Raw genomic sequence first — 23,396 nt, forward strand, 5'->3', positions numbered from 1 at the left:
GTATGAAGACAATAAAAAGCGCGAATCAGCAAAGATTCGCGCTTTTTTCCTTGTACAAGGAACTTTTAAAGTCTTGTATCCCATTTATTGCACCAAACAAGCTCATTTGGTGTGCCGTGGAACTCAGATTCACCCATGATTTTGTCAATCACAGCTTTGATGGTAATTTCAGTATCTTTGTAAGCGTTAATATAGCATTTTACCATTGGTACATCTGTTAAATGCGTTGTATAGTTCAATGATACGAACACAGTTGGTACTTCATGTACATACCAAGGAACTTCGTTAGACATAGCCGTCTTCCATTTGATACGGTAATTGTTTTCTGCACCATAACCGATGACATTGGCGAAAACAAGTGCTGCGTCTACTTCTTCACGATATTTTAATGTAGGGCCTTTAACACGAGTGGTACCATCGTTCACCGTTACTTCAAAGCCTCTGCTTTCTAGCTCACTCACAATGTAATTAAGCGTTTTGTCATCAGCTTTATAAATGCCACCTTTTTCTCCTTCTAAGAAATACAGGCGAATGCGTTTATGTGTTTCTGGGCGAATTGGAAGCTGATCTAACGTGTTTTTAACAAGCGTAATCCCTTTGTCTGCAGCTTGTTTAGCACGCTCGATATGATCGTCACAGCCAATGACTTTTAAATCTTCTTCTGTACGGAAGATGGAACCATCTTCTTTCGCTTTGTGCAAGCCAAGTGTCGCTTTGAAGCCTAAGATTCTTTCTAACGCATCTTGAAGACGTTCTTCTGTAATGATGCCATTTTTGTAGCCATTTAACATGAAGTTATAGTCTTCATCGATATCGTTGAAGAACAAGAACATATCACAGCCTGCTGCAATGGATTGTGGTACATACTCTTCACGTCTCATCGCTGCTGTCATTCCCAGCATATGAGTTGCATCAGTTAGCACTAAACCGTTAAAGCCTAATTTACCTTTTAGAAGACCATTGATTAACTCAGGAGCCAACGTAGCAGGCAAAATGTCGCGGTCTTCTAGCTCAGGTACCAATGCTTTTTGATATTCTGGTAAAGCAATATGACCAGCCATAATAGAGTGAACACCGTTTTCAATATGGTTACGGTATACTTCACCGAAGGATTTTTCCCATTCGTCTACAGATAATTCATTTACGCCCATAACTAAGTGCTGGTCACGTTCTTCTGTTCCATCACCAGGCCAGTGCTTAATAGCAACACCTACATTGCTTTCTGTTAGCCCTTTAATGTATGAATTTGTGTGCTTAATAACCGTTTCAGCTTTTGTACCGTAAGCACGTGTATTAACGATTGTGTTTCTCCAGTTTTCTAAAATATCCACACATGGGTCAAAGTTCCAGTTCACACCAACCGCATGAGCTTCACGTCCGCTTACATATCCAGCGTCGAATGATACTTGTTCATCACCGGAAGCTTCACACATAGCAGCTGAAGCCACATATGTACCGTCGTTCACCGCACCATTACCGCCTGCATCACAGTTTGCTGCCACTAATAAAGGAATTTTTGTATCCTTTTGAAGTTCGTTAATAAGTGCTTGAACTTTGTCGGAATTAGCACCCATGTAACGAGCTCCGCCAATATGGTATTTTTCAAGAAGTTCTTTATTGGTAAACGCATTTCCGCTGAATTCATCATTACCAAAGAAGAACAAGTTAATAAACAATTGTCCGATTTTCTCTTCAACAGTCATTCCAGCAATTGTATCTTTTACCCATTTGATATCTTCATCAGAAAGATTATAAGGCTTTGCTTTTAAATCAACTTTAGGCATTGGAATGTTTTTAGCAATTTTTTGGATCATCCGTAGTTCCTCCAAATCTTATTTCAAGTTATCATTAAATTCCTTGATTAATTGTTGTTGGTATTCGCCTGCGAAGCTGCCGTCTAAGAATTTCGCTAAAGCTTCTTCTCTGAAGCGATCCCAAGAGAACTTCTCTTTTCCAACGAGGATTGGGTAATAAAGAACACCATTCGCTTCTGCAGCAGATAAATCTCCCGGAGCATCCCCAATCATCAATACATGAGTATTGTCATAACCGAATTTTTTCAATTGCTCAATGCAGTACGCTTTTGTACCAGCTTCTTGACCAAGCATGACATCAACATGTACGTTTAGTTCATGTCTTGTCCATTCATCAAGGACAGCCGCACCATTTGCTGAAGAAACAATTGCTACATCAGCTACATTATTAGCAGCCTCCAGTCCAGCTTTCGCGCCTTCAACAGGCTTATCGTTACCCGCTAATTCTTCTTCAATTGTACGGTTAACGGCATGGCTCCACTCTAAAGCTTTCTTTAATTGCTCATCATTTGTTTCAGCAATTGCTCTTTCAAGTGATGGATTGGATAGTTCATTTGTTGTTTCTGCCCATTTTTTGAAGGAAGAGATATCTGGCATTTCGATGCCTTCTTTTTCTAATGCTTCAAAAGTAGCGACAACCCCTTTAAAACGGTTGATTCCTCTTGTTCTAGTGTAAAGATTGATATCATTCCATACTTTAAGGAAGCGATCTTTAATATGATGAAGATTCCAAACGTCCACTGCACGAGGTCCAAACGCTTCTTCGTGCTTTACACCCATTGTGTCCATTGCGCAACCATCGGAATCGACGCATACTAAAAAGTCTTTTGTCTTAACAAATTCTTTGATGTTGTCCTTCATTTCTGTACTCTCCTTCTATATGAATAAGCCGATACGAATTCTTAACGACAAGATCCGCATCGACTTATTTTAATCATTAGCGATTATTTTTATTTACTGCTTCCCATAATCCAATTAGGTAAGTAGCACCTAATGCACGGTCATATAAACCGTAACCAGGTTTACCAGTTTCGCCCCAGATCATACGACCATGGTCAGGACGGATTGGTCCTTCATAGTTGAAGTCTTTCATTGCTTTAATTACTTCATACATATCAACGGAACCATACTCAGATGGGTGAGCACTTTCTTCAAATGACATTCCGCCTGTTAATTTAACGTTGCGGGCATGTACAAAGTTTACGCGGTCTTTCTTACCAAAGTAACGAAGCATTTCAGGGAAATCGTTATTTGGGTGGGAACCAAGTGAACCGCTGCACATTGTTAAACCGTTATATGGGCTGTCATATAGGTTAACGAATCTTTCAAGGTTTTCTTTGTTTGTGATGATACGTGGTAATCCAAAGATATCAAACGGAGGATCATCTGGGTGGATTGCCATTTTTACGCCAGCTTCTTCTGCAACTGGGATGATTTCCTTAATGAAGTACTCAAGGTTTTCCCAAAGTTTTTCGTGATCAACATTTTTGTAGTGATCAAATAATTGTTGCAGGTCTTCTTTTTTATAGCTGGAATCCCAACCTGGTAAAGAAAGTTCACCTGTTAATGGATCCATTTTCTTAGCTACTTCTTCTTCGAAGATAAGAGCTGTAGAACCATCTGGAAGACGGTATTCTAAATCTGTACGTGTCCAGTCAAAGATTGGCATGAAGTTGTAGCACACAACTGGGATACCAGCTTTACCAAGGTTACGTAAAGTTGTTTTGTAGTTTTCGATATATTTATCACGAGTTGGAAGACCAATTTTGATATCTTCATGTACAGGTACACTCTCGATAACAGAGATGTGCATACCAGCATCTTCTACAGTTTTCTTTAATTCTTCGATTTTATCCATCGGCCAAGCTTCTCCAACCGGGATATCATAAATAGCTGTTACAATTCCTTTCATACCTGGAATTTGACGGATGTACTCCAAAGGAATACTATCCGTTTTTCCATACCAACGGAATGACATTTCCATAGTAAGTTTCCTCCTAAAAATTATTGAAGATCTATATTAAAATAGTTCTTAGCGTTATTAAAGCAGATGTTCGTAATTAGTTTTTCAAGTAGCGCATCATCATTTGGAATTTCTCCGTCTTCAACCCAAGTACCAATTAGGTTACATAGAATGCGGCGGAAGTATTCATGTCTGCTATAGGAGATGAAGCTACGTGAATCAGTGAGCATCCCTACAAAGTGACTTAATAATCCTTGATCAGCTAAAGCTGTCATTTGGCGGATCATACCTGGTTTAGTATCATTGAACCACCAACCAGAACCAAATTGGATTTTACCTGCGATTCCTTCTTCGTTTGTTTGGAAGTTTTGAATCGTTGTACCAATCAGTTCGTTATAAACAGGATTCAAATTATAGACAATAGTTCTAGGCAGAGCATCCCTGATTTCGAACGCATTTAGCAGCGCATTTAATGGTGCGGCTACTTCGCCTTGATCACTGATGGAGTCAAAGCCTGCATCAGGTCCTAATCTTTTGAACATTTTTGTGTTGTTATTGCGGATTGCTCCAAAGTGAAGCTGCATTGCCCAGCCTCTTTCTGTGTAGGCCTTTGCAAGAGCAATCAAGATGGCTGTCTTGAATTTATTTTCATCCTCTAGGCTTACAGCTTTACCGCTGCGTCCAGATTGATAAATTCCTTCTAATTCGCTTTCATCGAATTCAGAGAATGGAACCTCAGATAGACCATGGTCAGAAATTCTGCAGCCTTTTTCGTGGAAATATTGAACACGGTCTAATAGAGCCGCTATATAATCCGCATAAGTGGCTAATGATTTGTCAGCTACCTTTTCAAGAGTTTCCACGAATGGAACGAATGTAGCTTTATTGATTTCCAATCCTTTATCAGGTCGGAATGAAGGAAGAACCTTCACTGGGAAATCAGGCAATTCAGCAATTTGCACATGATACATAAGATCATCCGTTGGATCATCTGTCGTGCCAATTACTTTTACATTTGAGCGTTTGATGAGTTCGCGAACAGAAAAATCATCTTGCTGCAACAATTCATTGCAACGGTTCCAAATGCTTTCCCATGTATGTTCGTTTAATAATTCTTCAATACCGAAGTAGTTTTTCAATTCAATATGAGTCCAGTGATACAAAGCGTTTCCAACTGTATATGGAACCGTTTTAGCCCAAGCCTCAAATTTCTCCTTCGGATCGGCATCACCAGTAATATACTTTTCAGCAATACCATGTGCTCTCATTGCTCTCCATTTATAATGGTCACCTTCGAGCCATAGTTCAGTAATATTTTTAAATTTACGATTCTCTGCAATATCCTTTGGGGATAAATGGCAGTGATAATCATAAATCGGCATATTCTTAGCGTATTCATGATACAACTTCACAGCTGTTTCATTTTGCAATATAAAGTTTTCATGTATAAATGAACTCATCCACTTTACCCTCCTTTATGTAGCAGGTCTTGATTATTTATTTTGAAGAGTTGCTAAATGATCCATAAACTCTCTTGCCACTGCTTGGACAGAGCTGTAATCACCATCTTTAACGTTCTTCGTTAAAGCACTTCCGATACCTACCGCGAATGCTCCAACTTCGATCCAGTCAGCTAGGTTATCCTTGCTAACACCGCCAGATGGCATCATTTGAACATGTGGAAGTGGTCCGTGTACATCTTTAATGAAGGATTTACCCAGAAGGCTTCCTGGGAACATTTTAATAACATCAGAACCATATGTAACAGCCTCCATTACTTCCGTTACAGATCCGCAACCTGGTAAGTAAGGAACACAATAACGATTACACATTAATGAAATGTTTTTATCAAAGTGCGGGCTTACGATATAGCGTGCACCCTTCATAATAGCCAGACGAGCTGTAGCTTCATCTAATACTGTTCCAGCACCAATAATCATGTTGTCATCATTCATGCTCGCAAGTTCAGCAATGACGTCAGCTGCATCAGGTGTTGTAAACGTGATTTCTAATGAACGAATACCGCCTGCATATGCTTGTTTAGCAATTTCTACAGCCTCTTCTTTTGTTTTTCCGCGAACAACTGCTACGACGTAGCCTTTTCGCATTTCATTTAATACTTCAAATTTTGGTAACATATCATTCACTCTCCAGTTCACGAGTCGATATCAACAAAACAAATAGCGATACTATAATCGCTATTTGTTTGCTATTTTTAGAACAAATTAAACACCAGAATATGCAGAGAACGCACCATCAACAGGGATGATTACGCCATTAACAAAGCTGGATGCTTCATGGCTTGCAAGGTATAACATTGTTCCAACAAGCTCTTCCGCTTCCCCAAAACGATCCATTGGCGTATTGCGAAGGATTTTTTCAGAACGTTCTGTGTAAGAACCATCTTCGTTTTTTAACAATTTTTCGTTTTGTGCTGTAACGAAGAAACCAGGTGCAATCGCATTAACACGGATTCCCACTTTGGACATATGTACAGCCAACCATTGTGTAAAGTTACTTACCGCTGCTTTAGCTCCGCTGTATGCAGGGATTTTTGTTAATGGTGTGTATGCATTCATAGAAGATACATTGATGATTGTTGCACCTTTACGATTCACCATATCACTTGCAAATTCTTGAGAAGGTAAAAGAGTACCTAAGAAATTCAAGTTGAATACGAATTGAACTCCTTCTGGATCTAAATCGAAGAAAGTGATTGTATCTTTCAATTGACCATTCAAATCTTCTGGGAATAAGTATTCTTTAGTAGTAGTTCCAAGAGGATGGTTACCACCGGCACCGTTGATTAAGATATCGCAAAGACCTAATTTTTCTTTTACAACTGCGTGTGCAGCTTTTAGGCTTTCTTTGTCTAATACGTTTGCTTCAACACCGATAGCAATTCCGCCTTTTTGGCGAACTTCTTCAGCTTTCTTTTCAGCATTTTCTAAAGCACGGTCAAGAATGGCAACTTTCGCTCCACATGCAGCCAAAGCATCAACAAAAGCACCGCAAAGGATTCCAGCGCCACCTGTAACAACAGCAACTTTATCTGTTAAATCAACTTTAAAAGGTAAAGTAGTCATTTCGTCATACCTCCATATATTTGCATTAAAATTCCATAAACACTATGTATACGTGTTATTGCATGCTTGTATACTAGCATACTTGAAGAGTTATATCAATAATTTATTTTTCTAAATTTGAACATAACTCATACATTAAATGCTCACTACATATGATGCTCCTTCCAATGCAAAGTATGTATTATTCCCTGTATTTCTTTTTCATTCATTTATTATTTGACAAAATAACTGTTACACAAAAAAAGATAGCCCCGTTTCGGAGCTATCTTTTAATGATTATTTTTTACGTCTTTCAGCAATATCAATTGCAAGTTGCTCTGTACGTTTCTTGTTTAATGGATACAAGAACATTAGGATTAAGAAAATAACTGCATAGAACAACGCTGGTCCTAATGTACCAAGTGCATGGATTCCATTTAACGTACCTTCTGTTTGTGTCTCAAGTGCTGCATTGTAACCAACTGCTGCGATCAAGAAACCGCCAAGTCCACCAGCAACGGCTTGACCTACTTTACGAGCAAAGGAATAAACGGAATAAATCGTTGCATCTTCACGTAAACCTGTTAAGAACTCATGATAATCGATAACATCCGTTACAAACGCCCAAATAACAACGTTTAAGAATGCTGTACCAAACATACCAAGTGCTGCAATCCATACAAATGTCGTTGCACTGATATCTTTCAGCATGAATAGTACGAAGTAAATGATAGCCGCAAATCCCATACCAACAGCTGCAATTTCTTTTTTACCGAAACGGGCAACTAATGGTTTTACCATTGGCATTGCAATGAAAGAAGTAACTGTTGTCATAACACCAACAAGGCTTAGTGCTGCAGTGCTAGTGAAATAATCTTTAAATAGGTAAACGTTCACTGCTCCCATGAGCATGCTGTTTGTCATGAATAATAAAGATGCAGTTAAAATCCAAATAAGTGGTTTGTTTTGACCAATCGCTTTTAGAGTTTTACGAAGATCCATTTTTTCTGCATCATTCGTTTCAGGAACGATACGTTCAGTTGTTAATTTATAGCAACCGATGTAACAAGAAATTGCCAACACACCAAAAATACAAGCAGCCATGAACATACGATTTGCGTCGATTTTGTTATCAACAAAGACAATCATTGGTCCGACTGCATTGATGATCAAGCTCGCAAGCATCATCCCAGCTGTTCTGTAAGTAGATAAAGAAGTACGTTCAATTGGGTTATTTGTCATAACCGATGCCATAGATCCGTAAGGAATATTAACTGTACTGTACAAAGTACCCCAAACGATATAGGTTACGAACGCCCAAGCAAGATAGAAACCATCACTTTGACCAGGAACTGTGATAAACATTAATACGCCAGAAAATACTAGTGGGAATGACATTCTTAAAACCCACGGTCTAAATTTTCCATTTTTAGTTGGTTTTCTAGTGTCGATAAAACGTCCCCAAGTTACGTCAGCTACTGCATCCCATAAACGAGCAGCCATGAAGAGCGCACCAACCGTCGCTGCATTGATGCCAAAAATATCGGTATAGAATACCATTAAGTATGCACTTACCAATAAGAAAAAGAAATCGTTTCCAAAGTCACCTAATAGGTAACCAATTTTGTCCCGCATGCCGAAAGGACGAACATTAGGAGTATGATTTTCTTTTGGTGAGCCTTGTTTTTTCAAAGCTTCTGCTCTCATTTAAATACCTCCAAATACAATATGTTTATAAATGACGAATAAATACCGCTAAGCAGGTTCAAACACTTACACTCGATACTTCCATCAATCTTTTGAAAACAGTAAAGGCTTCTCTAATCGGTAGTATATACATACTCACAAATTTTATTTACTTTTCTTTTGCTCATAATTTCACAAAATGAAGTAAAAGAAATAGTTGATGTAAGCTAATTCTTGAACCGATATTAAATACTTCATACAAAAAATTAATTAAGAACTATTATTGCTCACAATTTCACAAACAAAAGTAAATAAATATTTGAAGCTGCTGTCTGGGTTCATATTGTGTTTCGTTCATTTACACTAGTATACTAGCATGCGTAAACAAATAAAGAAAGCCCTTTTCATTAAATTTTATGCAGGTAAAATCAACCAACTTTTATTATGCATTTTTTCTATTTTGATATCAAAAAAATATTATATGAAGTATCTCTACCCTGTCCTCTCACCATCTCTTTATATTCAGAATAGGCCAGCTTCATCAATATGTCATTATTTCCTTATGTTAAAAAAACGCTGGATCTCCTTCTTTTTTAAGGATTTTTGTCTTGATTTTTATCTTATAACTCACTCACTATTTGATCATTCGAATTTAAAGATAACTCAAAACAATTCCAATATCTACTAACCAATTCCCATAAAGTGCTAATCATTTGACTTGTCAGAGTGGAGGGGTAATATCAAGTTATCATTTAATTTTGGAGGTGAAGGTTACTTTATTCGAAGTGACCGATAATTATTGTGAAATATTTAGTCGTTTGTTTACAAGTCCTTCTTCTTTTCATTTTTTATTATATAGGTGTGTTTCTTCAAGAGTTGTTTAAGATTCCAATTCCTGCAAGTATCATCGGTTTGTTATTACTCTTAATTTGCTTAAAATTAAACGTAATCAAAGTTGAATACATCAATCGGGGAGCTGGCTTTTTAATTGCTTTTTTACCTTTGTTATTCGTTCCAGTCTGCATAGGCATTATGAAGTATCCAGCGCTTTTTTCCATGAAAGGTTTCACAATCATGTCTATCGTATTTCTCAGTACGATTTTTACCATGCTGATTGCAGGAGAAACAAGCCAACTAATTGAAAACTCATCTTATAATAAAAGAAGGGAACAAAAGGAATGGAAAAATTATTGATTGCCATTTTTATTATCGTTATAACCGTACTCATCTTTCTATTATTGAATCAGCTTTACAAACGATTTACCAATCCATTTCTGTTGCCGATTTTAACGACAACAATCGTAATTGTCAGTATTCTGTCTGTATTTAATATTTCTTATGATACATATATGATAGGCGGCGAGTGGATTAATCAATTGCTGGGTCCTGCAGTGGTGGCTCTTGCATTTCCACTCTATAAACAAAGGAAGGTTTTAGTAGATCACATTTATGTCATTTTGGGTGGTGTCTTCTTCGGTGTATTAGCAGGAATGTTTAGTGGACTTTTATTTGGAAAGTTGGCTGGCGTCACCGATGCGCTGGCTGTATCCATATTACCGAAATCATTAACCACGCCAGTTGCTGTACAAATTTCTGAAGAATTAGGAGGAGTTCCAGCATTAACAGCAGTTTTTGTTATGATCGCAGGTTTGACCGGTGCCATTTTAGGACCGCTGATTTTAAAGCTTTTTAAAATCACCAACCCTGTCAGCAAAGGAATTGCATTGGGCAGCGCATCACATGCGATTGGGACATCCAAAGCATTCGAATTTGGAGAATTAACGTTTTCTATGAGTTCTGTTTCCATGACTTTAAGCGCTATTTTCGGTTCTGTTCTTGGGCCTATTTTCATGAAATTATTTATATAAATAAGTAAAAAAAGTCCGTTTATTATAGAACAACTCAGACTGTAGACAATGTCCTTATTTTAGAGGACCTTGTCTACAGTTTTTTTGTTATCGCTGTCCTCTTCTATCGGGTTTACGCTATTTTCTGCAGAATGGGCTCGCTTTCCGCGGGCAAGCATCAAGCCTCCTCGTGCTTTGCACTGCGGGGTCTAGGGTACGCTTGTTCTTCCCGCAGGAGTCTCGCCCATTCTGCAAAATAGGTCCCTGCGTTATAGGGGAGTTTTCTCTGTTTAATACAGAAATTCTTTGTGTTTTTTTGTATACTATAGGTAACGTTATTTACCAAGGTGTGATGAGCATGTTAACCAAACATAGGCAAATGAATCGTGAACAGTTAGAGATGATTACGGTAGAACAACTTATGCCGGAGAACCATTTGGTCCACTTCTAGAAGATGGCCAATTGGACTTGGGAAAGTCCAAAAAGGGCCTAAAAATAGAGGAAGATAGGTCGATCCCTCGTAAAAAAGACAAAAATAAGAAGGAATTCAGTAATCGGCCCCTATTGGGTCATTCTGAATTCCTTTTGTCTACTATCTGAGTCCGTTTTTGATAGAACGGACTTTAAGATTCAGCTTTATTGTACTGCCTCTTTAATCCTATAGTTGTCGTTCTCTAATTGTTTCAGCTTTTCACTGCATTCTTTTAATTGATGATTCAGTTTAATAAGTTCTTTCTCATATTCGGTCTTAATGATATTCTCCGTTTCAATCATATATGTAATATCCTTTAATTCTTTTTGGATTTGTTTAATCACAACCCTTTCTTCTTGTTTAAAATGACTATCAGAATCTAAAATATCCATTACCAAACTTTTTAGAAGCTCATCCACTTTTTTCTCCTTGCCAAATTGATCAAGTGTCACTGACATATTAAGCAATTTATTGGCAACTTGCTTCATTAGGCTGGTTTCTAATATGTCTTCTCTTTTTGCTAAGGTCAGTTGTTTTATTTTATTTTGAATATGAAAATATTCTGTGCGATGTTTATCAAAGCTTTGGTTAATCGCCAATTCATTTATATCCATAAAGAGGAGAGTGGATTTAAGTTTGTGTATCTCAATATGCAATCGTTCCTCTATCTGTCTTTTTTGAAGTTCATATTCAGTTATTCTTTGTCGGCATATATGGAGGAGATTACTGATTTCAATATGCTTCATTTCAATAACAACTGACTGGTAATCCATTTGGCGATATTCCTCTACCCTCTTTTTCCACTCGTTCTGAAAAAAAACAGGACTGGATACAGAGTTTTCATTACACAGATATGGCAAAGTTATTTGCATAAGAATAAAAGGCATCAGCCTTTTTTTTATGGCCTGGTGATGATAGTTCACTTGCAGAACTCTGCCTCCTAAAACATGGGGTGTTATAAAATATGGTGAAGTTAAAATTTTTATAGCAGGGGAAATATGGTCATGATGGAGTAAAGGAATGTGTACAGTTAGCTTTTCTGCATACTTAATCATTAAGCTTGTGAACATATGAAAAAAAGAAGGGAGATTACTATTGGATAATTGGAGTAGCAAAGTAGATAATTCAATATTCTTCAGGTCCTCAATCTGCATGATTTTTTCCGGCAAGTTTTGTTGAAGAATCGTTTGGTTATCCTCTGGGAGCAAAAGGATGGATTGATATATGATATTCAAGAAATCCCATTGCTCATCAGATGTAAGATCTTGGAATCTGTACTCCACTTCAAAGAATAACTGCCTCAATTGATAATGAATCATAAGGTGTATACGAGTAAACTCAATTTGCTCATTCGTAAATTGCAAAAATGATTTTTCATGATTTAGATATATTTGATATACTTTTTCAACGATTGCTTCGCATTGATTGTCTATATGATCAGTTGTCTCGTAAGATAGACAGTTTAAGCCCAGTATTTTATTCATTTCTTGAAATAAGCTAAATTGTAAAGTTGCATCTGGTATATCATTGAATTCATTTGCTGCGTCAAAAAGGAAGTTTACATAATCCGCATTATGTTCCCTAGTTAATATTTTATTCACATTGAATGAAACCAGTTTTCTTAGATTCATATTACTTAACAAACTATAAATGATACGTAAATCGCTTCCTTTTAATGAATAGATACTGTTGGATAATAATGTGCCATCCATCGTACTCACTCCCCAAACCTTAATGGTTAGGATTATTTTAACATGTTGATGGGTGCAAATATACTAACAACTCTACTATTTACAGAATTTTTAGAATTATTTTATCCCAAAATAAAAGGGGTAACGATTAATGGGGTAACCAACGGAATCATCAGCTATTCAGAAGGATTAAGCTGGAAAACAAACAGCAAGACGAGGGTATTGGCTATATCTATATGCTGCTTAGTAGAGAAATTAAGAATAAACGAGGATGGGACATAACTTATAAACGATCCTGAAAAGACGCACGATATCTAATTTATCGGCTTTTTTACTTATTAAAGATTTAAGTTGGAAGAAAAGTTCGTTCCATTGCGCGCTTACTCCACTCGCTTTCCGCGGGGAGGAAGGCTTTAGCCTCCTCGGCTACGCCTTGCTCAGGTCTCAGCCTTTTCTCTACTTCCCGCAGGAGTCGGTGGCTTCCGCTCCATTCCACTAAATTTAATAATGGTATACAGTAGTAACCAATCTATTGAAAACAAATAAAAATCCGAACTATTAGGCGAAATATTTATTAAAATATTACCTAATAGTTCTGATTTATTATTGACTGAAATACTTATGTCCCAGCCTCGCTTATTTGTTTTTCAGTAAACTTCATCATTCATTTTCTTTGATTGATCTGCACATACTTCCATTGCCTTGATGACCGAATTTCTAAATCCATGTGCTTCCAGTGTTGTGATGGCAGCAATGGTTGCGCCTCCCGGAGAGCAGACTTGGTCTTTTAGTTCTGCTGGATGAATCCCAGTTTCCAAAGCAAGCCGAGCCGAGCCCAAAATAGTCTGTTCGGCCATTCTGTACGCTTTTTTTCTCTCTATGCCAAGCTTAACGGCAGCATCCGCCATTGCTTCCATTAATACAAATATATAGGCTGGTGATGAACCGCATAAAGCAATAAAAGCTTCAAAATCTTCTTCTTTTATGATTTCATATTCACCAAAAACTCGAAATAACTGGCAGATTCCCTCCAATTCTTCCTCTGTGACATGTGCATTGGGACAAATAGCTGTCATCCCGGCATTCACCATAACCGGAGTATTCGGCATAGATAAAACAAATTTTGATTCCACACCAATCCACTCTTCCATTTGTATTGATTTCACACCAGCTGCAATGGAAATGAGGATTTTATTATCATCAATGTACTCTCTTATTCCCTTGATAACCTCTTCATATTGGTTCGGATTGACTGCTATAAAAATTATATCTGAATTTATGGCAACTTCACTATTGGACAGTGTTGTTTTAATCGGCCACTTTTCCATTATAGTTACTCTCGATTCTTCGGAACGGACAGAAACGATCAATTGGTCAGCATTAATTTGATTGCTGTTTATCAAAGAGCCAACCATCGCTTTCCCCATATTCCCACAGCCAATAAAACCTATTCTACTATTCATGATTCAACACCTATTCTTATTCGTTTGCCACTATTTTAACATAAAATCACTCATAGTTTTTAAATGTGGATTTTTACTGAGCGCTTGTGCTTTCTTTGATCCGCTTCTTTTCGTAATGTCCCAGTGCCAAAAGAGGGAATATATAATTATAACTTTCATAAATGATATAATATCCACCTCTCAATCCAAGGCCTGTTGGATACCGTTTCGCAGAGGAATGATAAGATTCTTCATCCACTAAACAGTTGATTCCTTTCTGGATTGCTGATGACGTTGTCTGTTTTACTGTTAGGAGTGCATCCAACGCCCAGGCTGTTTGTGAAGGGGTACTATAGGGCAATGGGATAAAGTGTTCCTCCTCTGCGCTTTTGCAGGATTCCCCCCATCCTCCATCCTTTAATTGAATAGATTCCAGCCAGTTGATTGCTTTTTGGATAGCAGGATGTTCCGGCTTGATTCCGATTGCACATAACCCTGTGACTGCAGCCCATGTACCGTAAATATAACAGACACCCCATTTTCCATACCAGCTCCCATCTGCCAATTGCTCCTTCAGCAACCAGGAAGCTGCTTCTTTAACAAAAGAATGCTTGTAGGTTAAACCCGCATAATTCCCCATAAATTCTAACACCCTGCCTGTTAAATCTGCTGTGGAATCATCTATAATAGCATCTTTCGCATTTTCAATTGGCAAAAGGGTAAATAATGGGTGATAGGCATCTTTTTCAAAAGCCCCCCATCCCCCATCCTTATTTTGCAGGGCCTTCAAATAAGACAGCCCTTTTTTCCATGCAAGATTTGTTTGTGTGTCTTTTCTGCTTTGCTTGGTTAACGCTCTTAAAACTGCGCTTGTATCATCATTGTCAGGTACAAAATGATTACTGTCAGAAAAACCCCATCCCCCCGGGACTACATTAGGAGCATTTATCGCCCAGTCTCCTCGGCTATTTTGTTGTTTTTTGAGCAAATAAGCATTTGCCCGCTCTATAACGGGATATGTTTCTTTTAGTCCAGCTTCCTGCAAAGAGTAGCTCAATAAAGCTGTATCCCAGACTTTGGAAGGTGAATTTTGCACATGCATGCCGTCGGGGGTATTTGTTAAGTAACTCTTCATCCCGGCGACTGCATTTTGAATAATTGGGGAGTCTTTTTTATATCCCAATGCAAGCAGAGCATAAATCATATAACAGGTAGCCGAACTGTAGCTATATAAAGTTCCATTCTTTTCTATTCGATCAAGCATAAGTTTTTCTGCAGATTGGTAACCAGCTTTTTCCCATGAAAACGGAGCATAATTCAAAGATTTCAACTTACCAATTAATTGATTTTCCTCTAAATTACGTTCCTCTCTAAACCATCCTCCTTTTTGCCCTTCAAAATAACTAAGATCTGGTCCCTCATGTTTATACTTAAACCGTTTATTGATACAGATCGTCATAGGGGTTAAATGAACTCTGGCATAATTACTGCACTGATACATATTTAAAGGAATATGTGCTGGAACCATAAAATAACTCATCGGAAAATGGAAAATGGTCGGATAGTTGTACATTCCATTCACTGCCAGCATCATTTTAGTCATAAAATGAGATCGTGATAGACCACCGTGCTTATTTATAAATCTTTCAGCTCTTTTCATTTCCTCGTCATTCCGATGAAACTTGCCGGATACAAGCAGGGCTGCATAAGATTGAACAGTGGCTGATAAATTACCTTCCTTTTCATCTGGATAGATACTCCATGATCCATTATCATTTTGTGTGCGTAATAGCTTTTCTACTAATAGATCAACAACCATATCATCTTTTATTCCCAATGTCCGTATAATTAAAATCATGAAACAATCCGTTAATGAAGACCCTTCAAAATTAAAAGTCCAAGAGCCAGATGTATTTTGTGATTTTTCTAACCTATCAAGCTTGGCAGCCATATAGTTCCTTACTTTTGATCTGTTCATTTATTTCCTATCACCCCATCCATTCGGATTGTCTTTTCTCGCTGGAATTACAGAGAGGAATTACCATCGATTCATTTTTAACTGAATATTCCCGATAAAATCTCATACATCCTGCATAGGCGGCTGCACTTTGTTTATCCGAAGAATGACCTCTCATCAAAAGAGCTTTTCCGGCTTGGACAATTTCTGTTTTTGTAATGGTTTGCATATGCCCTTCTGTTTGTCTAATTATTTTTAACACTTCCTTATATAAAGGTGGAGGAATTTTACTATTTATTAATTGGGAAGATGGAAGAGTAGTGACCATAATAAATTTAGGGATTTTCTTAATGACTTGAAGCTCCAAAAGATCTTTAAAACCATGATAAGCTCCAATGGCTAATAGACTGCTTTCTATTGGGAAAATAACGATATCCGGTTCTTGGTGTCCAAACTGTTCCCAAATCTCATATGTATAGGTTTTTGCGCCCTCAATCAGATAAGGATGATACTCTGATACGATAAAGTGATGTTTATCTAAGGCCGCTTCATGTTTATGACCAGAAGAAATGACTTTTACTCCATAACTTTTATATTTATCCAGCGATTTATTTGAGGTAGTTTCCGGTATAAATAACTCACATGGGATTTTGGCCTGTTTTGCGTATTTAGCAACAGAAAAATTTACGTCCTTTGTATCCGTTAAAATGATCTTCTGTATTTTATGCTCTTTTAATTTGGTCACCAATAGAGCTGAGCATCTATCTATCGAGGATTGACTGGGTAAGCTTTTTTCTAATTTCAAATAAATATGCGGATTATCGGGGTCCAGCTGTTCAAGCTGCGTATTCCCTTCCCCCAATGAAACCTTCTCCCATTCCCTCAATTCTTGATTTACCGATAAAGCACGGAAGAATTTCCACATGGTTAAATTATCATGATCTATCCAATCATCTTTTAACGCACTTTTATCCTTCCTTATGATTAACAGTCCACCACAAGTACAGTTTTTCACGCATGTTTGCTCCGTAAAGAACTTATGGCATTCTGAACAGACATATTGATTTTTACTCAAAATAGCACCTCCTGACTAGAGTGTTATTTCCATTAATTGCATGGTAAAGAGTGTGAATATCGTTTATGATAAAGATATCGAAATATGATAAAGAGGCGATAAAATGATTGATGTATTTCATGGAACATCTCATTCGAGTTATGAGAAGATTCTTAAGAACGGCCTTACACTTGGTAACTCCTTCATTCACGGCAAAATGCATGGTGATGCTATATATGCTACTACACGCAAGGAATGGGCGGAAAAATTCGGACCAGACGTTATAGAGTTTTCCGTTGATACTGAAGACTTCTTCTATATAGAAGATGATGACTATGCTAAATTATATGATTCATTTACGAATGAATTCGTAGAACCGTACGAAACGATCAGTGCGTATATATACAATAAACAATTTGCTGAAATTCATAATTTATCTGCGGGCGATAACAGAAAAAATATGAAATCATTTATCAAAGAGACTGAATTTAAAATAGGCAGCCAGCTTCAGGAAATGATTACTTCTAAGGGCTATAAAGGTATTGTTATTGAATCTAAGGATAGCAACGGCCCTTTTCGTGATTTAACTATTTATGACCTGAGTTGTATCAGTATGTAAACTTGTCTACTATACCATTCGAGAAAACACCGTAACCCTTCCCTATAGTTTGTGTCACCTTCTTGATTCCATTTTGAACTGCAAGTCACCTGCAACAGATTTTCAAACTAGAGAATTCTGTTCTTTCTGGAAAGTATAGTGGTTATAATAGTAATCAAAATACATAAACTTTCTTAAAAGAAAGAAGGAGATTAGTTGGCTAAAAAACACTCATTAACCGAATACCTAATCCCGGGCTGCCTGTTAACCGGTCTTGGAATTGGATTATCTCTTGATACCCCCGGCGTTGGGTGCCTCATTGGTCTGGGTGGAGGCTTTCTATTAACGTCCATCTTCAACCTCTTTCTGGAAGGACAGTCTAAATTAATGGGGATGGAAGAACTCGAAAAAAGAATCAGTAAACTAGAAGAACATACAAAAAAGAACGAATAATGGTGGTTAAAAAACCTTATTCGTTCTTTTTTATGTTTTTAAATGAGTTTTATTCTATAGATTTTGCAAAATAAAGAAACTCTTATTTTAAATTATCAAGTTATTACACAAGTTTACTTTTTAAATATTACTCATGGACTTCAAGTAATTTCTCCGCCGGAATCTTATTGATTGTCATACGCGTTTATTGCTTCCCATAATATTTATGTTTACGTAATTTGCTTTTACTGACCCTTCGTCCCTTAAAGTCCTTTTCTTTCTAAAGAAAGCAACTCTTTGCCGTTCCCCGCAATGGGATCTTAAAAGAAAGCCCTGCCAGAGTAACTAACCTTAAGACTAATATATAAAAGTAACAAACAAAATGATCGTACAAACGAATATTCATCCTCTAAAAGCGCAAAATGATAGTAGAACATGACAAGGAGTCTACTTTCATGAAGAAATTTTGGTATCATATGATTTGGGTGTTGATTTTATTAGTGATCAATCTATGCGCCCTTCCTGTATCCATTTATTCATTATTCGCAATTGAAAAAGGAACTAATATAACAAGAATAGATTATTCTTTGGCCGTACTCATTTTGGCTGTCAGCAATCTTATTACATTGCAGCTCTTTATCTCCATCAAAAAGAATCAAAAACAAAACACATTATTAAGTATTTTGATTGCTTTTATACAAATTATCTCCTTCATTTTATTTATGAATTTGTATGAGAAAACCGGTATCACCATTTTCTCCCTTTCTGTTATAGCCTCTGTGATCATGATCATCAAAACTTGGAAACAGAAAAAACCAGCCTTTTTTTAAAAGGTTGATCAGACTGAGTACAAAAGGAATTTTAGAACCGGCTTTATAGCCTTTATTTTGAATTCTTTCTTTATTGTTAAAACGAGATTCATTCTTCTATCATTTAAACCAATGTTAACCACATCATTTAGATTCATGGCCCCCGAACTCGATGGTTTCTTACATCTTGATTATATTTTTTTATTCACATTAGTGTAATGTAGATGTTCTGCTTCCTCTATATATCTTTTTTAAATTACGGATAATAAGTGGCCAATGGAGTTACTTTGCATATTTATTATAAAAAAATATAGAGGATTTCTGTCTACTCGTATTTAACGCAGTATCCTATTTTCTACAGAATGGGAGAGACTCGACCCCGCAGCGCATAGCGCGAGGATGCTTGCCCGCGGGTAGCGAGCCCATTCTGTAGAAAATAGCGCTAACTAAAAAACCAGCCTTTACAAAAGGGCTGGTTTACTTATTATGCTTGTTGCAATACTTCTACAATTTCATTAATCTTTTTCGCTCCAAAGACCACTTGTTCATCATTAATAATCATCGCTGGAACGCTCATTACTTTATATTTCTTTTTAATATCCTGAAAATTGCTGATATCAATCATTTCTGCTTCTACATTTGGATTTTCAATGGCAATTCTTTGTGCGCCTACAACCACATCCGGACAGTAATGGCATGATAGAGACACCATAACCTTAATATTTGTTTGTTTATCGATTGCCTGAATGGACTGTTTAATGGAAGAATCCAAAGCTTGTCCAGGACCTGCCAGGTTATATATGGCGAGGATAAAGGAATTAAGCTCATGTCCTCCCGGTACACCATGGAACTTCACGCCACTGTAATTTCCTTGATTGTCAAGCAATGAAACAACCGGGAATTTATCAGCATTGATTTTAGTTTCCATTTTAGCATTTTCGCCTTTTTTATAAACTTCCAGATGAAGTTTATCGCCAAGTTCAACAACATCCATCAAGAAATCACGTAACTCTATGGATTTAGGCATACCGTCATCCACAATGCTTACTAAGGTTACCTCATTCTCCATTTTTGCGAAGATACCTTTTAATTGTCCCTTAATGGCATCAGAAAGCAATTTACTCTTCCCACTCGTAGCTGCCTCTTTTTTTGCAGGTTCTTTTTCAGCTTTAGTATTTTCTGGCTTTGCTTCATCTACAATGCCAAGACGCTCTTTTTCTTCTGCAACATATTTCTGTACATCTGTTCCAGCAATCGCCCCATCGGCTACTGCTGTAATCACTTGACGTAAAGATTTAGGACGAAGATCTCCTACAGCGTATACACCCTTAACGTTTGTTCTCATTTCTTCATCCGTAAGAATGTAACCACGTTCGTCCATTTCTACATGGCCTTTAAAAATCTCTGTCTTAGGCTGATATCCAACGAAAACAAATACACCAAATGCGCCATCTTCTTCTTTCGCTGTATATTCCCATTCTTCCTTTGTTACATTATTAATGAATCGTGCGTGCTTAACCATATCTTTACCAGATACTTCAAGCAGCTCCGTATTAAATTTAACTTCTATATTTTCATTGGCAAAAACCTTATCTGCAATAGATGGAGCACAAGTAAATTCAGGCTCACGAGCAATAATGGTAACTTTGCTCGCAAAACGTGTTAAATACATGGCTTCTTCCGCTGCTGCAAATCCTGCACCGATTACAAATACTTCTAAACCTTCGAAGAACTCACCATCACACGTGGAGCAATAGGCAACACCGCGGCCAGTAAATTCAGCTTCACCAGGAAATCCAAGCTTACGCGGCCCAGCACCTGCCGCAATAATAACCGCTCTTGCCTGGAACTCACCATTAATCGTTTTGACGATCTTAACCTCACCGGATAAGTCAACATCAGTCACGTCTGTTTTAGTAAATTGAACACCAAAATCTTCACATTGGTTTGTCATTTCTTCTATTAATAAAGGTCCAGTCGTTTTTCGTACACCTGGATAGTTTACAATTTCATTTGTCGTTGCAGCCTGGCCACCCATATTTCCTTTTTCAATAATAAGAGTGTTTAACTTTCCACGGCCTGCATAAATACCGGCAGATAATCCAGCCGGACCTCCACCGATAATAATCAAATCAAAAATCTTTTTACTCATTACGTTCACCTTATTCAAAATATCTTTTTAATAAAAAAGGTACTTATCTCTTTAAGTACCCCTTTAAGTATTAGAACTCTTATATAAGAAATTAGTATTGCATTCACCCTTTAAGGAAGGATGAATGCATTTTTAACAATTAAATTAGATTTTTCCTACTAAGTCCAAGCTTGGTTCAAGTGTTTCTTCACCTGGAGTCCATTTTGCAGGACATACTTTATCACCGTGTTCTGCAACAAACTGAGCTGCTTGAACTTTACGTACTACTTCTGCAGCATTACGTCCAATACCTAGATCGTGAATTTCATATGCCTTAATTTCTCCTTCAGGATTCACAATGAACGTTCCACGAAGCGCTTGACCAGCTTCTTCAATTAATACGCCAAATTGACGAGAAAGAACATGTGCAGGATCTGCAAGCATAGGGTATTTAATTTTGCCAATTGTATCCGTCGCATCTGCCCATGCTTTATGTACAAAGTGAGAGTCAGTGGATACAGAGTACACTTCACAATTAATTTCTTTAAGTGCATCATAATTATCTTGTAAATCAGCTAATTCAGTAGGGCAAACAAAAGTGAAATCAGCTGGATAGAAGAAGAAGATGGACCATTTACCTTGAACATCTGAAAGGCTTACTTCTTTAAATTCTCCATCATGATAAGCCTGCACAGTAAAGTCTTCTAATTTTTTATTAATAAGTGACATATTGATATCCTCCTAAAAAAACTTTTAAGTAATGTTAAATACTATATTATAATAATTATTAAGAAAAAGTTTGTCAATTGCTTATTTATAATAATTATTATATTTCATTATATTTTTGTTCTTAATTCATTGAGAAAAATCATATAACTTCTATAAAAACTGAAATTATAAGGATTTTATTGATTATCACTGTATATATAGAACTTTTACTACTACATTTTTCTTAATAATAAATAAAGAGAAATATATCATATTAATTATTTAAATATAATATATCATCACTTTCCTCTTACCGTTTTTAGTATGTCCTAAAACTTTTATATTTTTCATCTGTTCATGTTTCTATAAAATCTATTTTTATCTCTAGGTACTCTTTATCCTCAGTAGAAGTTTCTTTTTTAAATAAGATTCAAGAACAGACTTCTTCACTGCCATCGACTCACTTGTTTCAACCAAGTATCTGGAACTACAACTACTGATCGCCATTTTCTTCAACAGAGCAAGAAAATGGCAACCAAGGAGTGAGCATTTAAGTGCCCCAATTTAATTAAGGTCAAGTATTTGCGTGAGATGTAAAAACAGCCACTTCCAAAAAGGAAGTGGCTATACATTAATTCGAAGTGAGTTTAAGTATACACTGGTTCACTATTCTCTGGTTCAAGACAATATTATTGTTGATTCCCAAGCTAAGAAAAATTCTTCTACTGTTGAATATCTGTCATTTTTGTCCTTTTGAACTGCCTTCAATGCTATATCATAAAGTTCCTGCCCTACATCCCATTTCAAAATTGAACGGTCTAGTTCTCCGCCTAAAAGCCCAAATGCTATTGCTCCCATATTATATACATTCGTTCTTTCATCAATGTTAGCACCTAATTTGAATTCTTCTGGTGACATAAATCTTGATGAACCCCAAAGTCGTCCCATTGTGTTGATAAAAGGTTTTTTCTTATATAAATCAATGTCACAAATCTTTGTAACATTATTTTTAAAGTCATACAAAATACTTCCGTCATAAAAATCAACTGCTACATAATTATTCTTTTCCACTTTTAGATGGAATTCTAATATGCTCTTAAATGACTTTAAACGTTTCTCAATTGACAATTGCCTGAACCGATAAAAAGGTGACTCAGGGTGAGTGTATTTATAAGGCGGAGGAAATGACCAATGGGAATGGAGACATTCACCTTCGAACCACTCAAAAATTAACACATACCCTTTCTCAACCTCAAAATGCTCCAGTAAATTTATCAAATTTTTATGCTGTAAATCCTCATAAATAGGAATTGAATTATTTAACCTCACTATCGCATCTTCTGGTTGTCCTACGTATTCTTTTGTCTTTGCACCAGCATACTTTACAAACTTTTTTGTCCCCTCTTTTTCAATACCAAAACATATATTTCCTGAGTCTTGTTCATCAAAAACATCGAATACTTCACCCATATTTGTTAGCCATTCGAAGTTATGTTCTTCTTTTAATTGAAATGATACCTTATCTAAATTTATCACTTTCAATTCATCCATTTAAACCCTCCATCTCCTATGTAACATTGAAATCCCCTCCTCTTCAAACTGAAGAAGAAATTTTTAACTAATGATACTACAAAAAAGTGAATAAACCCCCTTTTATATTGGGTTAGCTATATCATTACGAAAATAGCCATTGAAAAAAGAAGGAAGTCTATACAACGCAACAAATT

20 protein-coding genes are annotated in these 23,396 nt (G+C 36.7%); 6 read left to right on the top strand and 14 right to left on the bottom strand.

Features of this window, described 5'->3' with window-relative positions; translation table 11 throughout:
- Positions 1 to 65: 65 nt before the first annotated feature.
- The 7 genes from AC4G3L_RS01220 to AC4G3L_RS01250 form a co-directional block, all read right to left on the bottom strand.
- Positions 66 to 1,814, bottom strand: coding sequence for a glycoside hydrolase family 3 protein (locus AC4G3L_RS01220; RefSeq protein ID WP_491075157.1), 1,749 nt, complete (start codon positions 1,812 to 1,814; stop codon positions 66 to 68).
- A gap of 18 nt (positions 1,815 to 1,832) precedes the next feature.
- Complete coding sequence (locus AC4G3L_RS01225; RefSeq protein WP_491075158.1) at positions 1,833 to 2,675, bottom strand: HAD family hydrolase; 843 nt, start codon at positions 2,673 to 2,675, stop codon at positions 1,833 to 1,835.
- A gap of 76 nt (positions 2,676 to 2,751) precedes the next feature.
- Positions 2,752 to 3,798 carry a mannonate dehydratase gene (gene uxuA, locus AC4G3L_RS01230; protein WP_066103670.1) on the bottom strand — a complete coding sequence of 349 codons (1,047 nt, stop codon included), beginning with the start codon at positions 3,796 to 3,798 and terminating at the stop codon, positions 2,752 to 2,754.
- Between the two features lie 20 nt (positions 3,799 to 3,818).
- Entirely contained in the window at positions 3,819 to 5,237 is a 1,419-nt protein-coding gene (uxaC, locus tag AC4G3L_RS01235) for a glucuronate isomerase (RefSeq protein ID WP_491075159.1), read from the bottom strand.
- Positions 5,238 to 5,270: 33 nt separating this feature from the next.
- Positions 5,271 to 5,915, bottom strand: coding sequence for a bifunctional 2-keto-4-hydroxyglutarate aldolase/2-keto-3-deoxy-6-phosphogluconate aldolase (locus AC4G3L_RS01240; RefSeq protein ID WP_491075160.1), 645 nt, complete (start codon positions 5,913 to 5,915; stop codon positions 5,271 to 5,273).
- Positions 5,916 to 6,002: 87 nt separating this feature from the next.
- Positions 6,003 to 6,863 carry an SDR family oxidoreductase gene (locus AC4G3L_RS01245; protein ID WP_066103664.1) on the bottom strand — a complete coding sequence of 287 codons (861 nt, stop codon included), beginning with the start codon at positions 6,861 to 6,863 and terminating at the stop codon, positions 6,003 to 6,005.
- A 276-nt stretch (positions 6,864 to 7,139) separates the two neighbouring features.
- The gene (locus AC4G3L_RS01250; RefSeq protein WP_491075161.1) at positions 7,140 to 8,549 is read right to left on the bottom strand and encodes an MFS transporter; all 1,410 of its coding nucleotides are present in this window, start codon (positions 8,547 to 8,549) and stop codon (positions 7,140 to 7,142) included.
- A gap of 840 nt (positions 8,550 to 9,389) precedes the next feature.
- Here AC4G3L_RS01250 and AC4G3L_RS01255 point away from each other — a divergent pair.
- A complete protein-coding gene (locus tag AC4G3L_RS01255) occupies positions 9,390 to 9,722 on the top strand; it encodes a CidA/LrgA family protein (protein ID WP_491076216.1) in 333 nt (110 codons plus the stop codon).
- Positions 9,707 to 10,396, top strand: coding sequence for an LrgB family protein (locus AC4G3L_RS01260; protein ID WP_491075162.1), 690 nt, complete (start codon positions 9,707 to 9,709; stop codon positions 10,394 to 10,396). Before AC4G3L_RS01255 ends, AC4G3L_RS01260 begins: the two co-directional genes overlap by 16 nt.
- Before the next feature lie 615 nt (positions 10,397 to 11,011).
- Here the strand turns inward: AC4G3L_RS01260 and AC4G3L_RS01265 are convergent.
- Complete coding sequence (locus AC4G3L_RS01265; protein ID WP_491075163.1) at positions 11,012 to 12,559, bottom strand: hypothetical protein; 1,548 nt, start codon at positions 12,557 to 12,559, stop codon at positions 11,012 to 11,014.
- A gap of 42 nt (positions 12,560 to 12,601) precedes the next feature.
- Here AC4G3L_RS01265 and AC4G3L_RS01270 point away from each other — a divergent pair, with 42 nt between their 5' ends.
- The gene (locus AC4G3L_RS01270) at positions 12,602 to 12,820 is read left to right on the top strand and encodes a hypothetical protein (RefSeq protein WP_491075164.1); all 219 of its coding nucleotides are present in this window, start codon (positions 12,602 to 12,604) and stop codon (positions 12,818 to 12,820) included.
- A 365-nt stretch (positions 12,821 to 13,185) separates the two neighbouring features.
- Here the strand turns inward: AC4G3L_RS01270 and proC are convergent, their stop codons facing one another.
- The 3 genes from proC to AC4G3L_RS01285 form a co-directional block, all read right to left on the bottom strand.
- A complete protein-coding gene (gene proC / locus AC4G3L_RS01275) occupies positions 13,186 to 14,001 on the bottom strand; it encodes a pyrroline-5-carboxylate reductase (RefSeq protein ID WP_491075165.1) in 816 nt (271 codons plus the stop codon).
- A gap of 73 nt (positions 14,002 to 14,074) precedes the next feature.
- A complete protein-coding gene (locus AC4G3L_RS01280; protein WP_491075166.1) occupies positions 14,075 to 15,958 on the bottom strand; it encodes a terpene cyclase/mutase family protein in 1,884 nt (627 codons plus the stop codon).
- 10 nt (positions 15,959 to 15,968) lie between these two features.
- A complete protein-coding gene (locus AC4G3L_RS01285) occupies positions 15,969 to 17,012 on the bottom strand; it encodes a pyridoxal-phosphate dependent enzyme (RefSeq protein ID WP_491075167.1) in 1,044 nt (347 codons plus the stop codon).
- A gap of 103 nt (positions 17,013 to 17,115) precedes the next feature.
- Here AC4G3L_RS01285 and AC4G3L_RS01290 point away from each other — a divergent pair, with 103 nt between their 5' ends.
- The 3 genes from AC4G3L_RS01290 to AC4G3L_RS01300 all read left to right on the top strand — a co-directional run bounded on the left by AC4G3L_RS01290 (position 17,116) and on the right by AC4G3L_RS01300 (position 18,851).
- The gene (locus AC4G3L_RS01290) at positions 17,116 to 17,610 is read left to right on the top strand and encodes a hypothetical protein (RefSeq protein ID WP_491075168.1); all 495 of its coding nucleotides are present in this window, start codon (positions 17,116 to 17,118) and stop codon (positions 17,608 to 17,610) included.
- 195 nt (positions 17,611 to 17,805) lie between these two features.
- Positions 17,806 to 18,042 (top strand): hypothetical protein, encoded by a 237-nt coding sequence (locus AC4G3L_RS01295; protein WP_491075169.1) that lies wholly within the window; start codon positions 17,806 to 17,808, stop codon positions 18,040 to 18,042.
- A gap of 434 nt (positions 18,043 to 18,476) precedes the next feature.
- On the top strand, positions 18,477 to 18,851 hold the full coding sequence (locus tag AC4G3L_RS01300) for a hypothetical protein (protein WP_491075170.1): 375 nt from the start codon (positions 18,477 to 18,479) through the stop codon (positions 18,849 to 18,851).
- 463 nt (positions 18,852 to 19,314) lie between these two features.
- Here the strand turns inward: AC4G3L_RS01300 and AC4G3L_RS01305 are convergent, their stop codons facing one another.
- From AC4G3L_RS01305 to AC4G3L_RS01315, 3 genes are all read right to left on the bottom strand, one after another.
- Positions 19,315 to 20,982 (bottom strand): FAD-dependent oxidoreductase, encoded by a 1,668-nt coding sequence (locus AC4G3L_RS01305; protein ID WP_491075171.1) that lies wholly within the window; start codon positions 20,980 to 20,982, stop codon positions 19,315 to 19,317.
- Positions 20,983 to 21,126: 144 nt separating this feature from the next.
- On the bottom strand, positions 21,127 to 21,690 hold the full coding sequence (gene ahpC, locus AC4G3L_RS01310; RefSeq protein ID WP_491075172.1) for an alkyl hydroperoxide reductase subunit C: 564 nt from the start codon (positions 21,688 to 21,690) through the stop codon (positions 21,127 to 21,129).
- A gap of 657 nt (positions 21,691 to 22,347) precedes the next feature.
- Entirely contained in the window at positions 22,348 to 23,220 is an 873-nt protein-coding gene (locus AC4G3L_RS01315; RefSeq protein ID WP_491075173.1) for a protein kinase domain-containing protein, read from the bottom strand.
- Between the last annotated feature and the right edge of the window lie 176 nt (positions 23,221 to 23,396).

The sequence above is a fragment of the Bacillus sp. z33 genome (assembly GCF_058313615.1).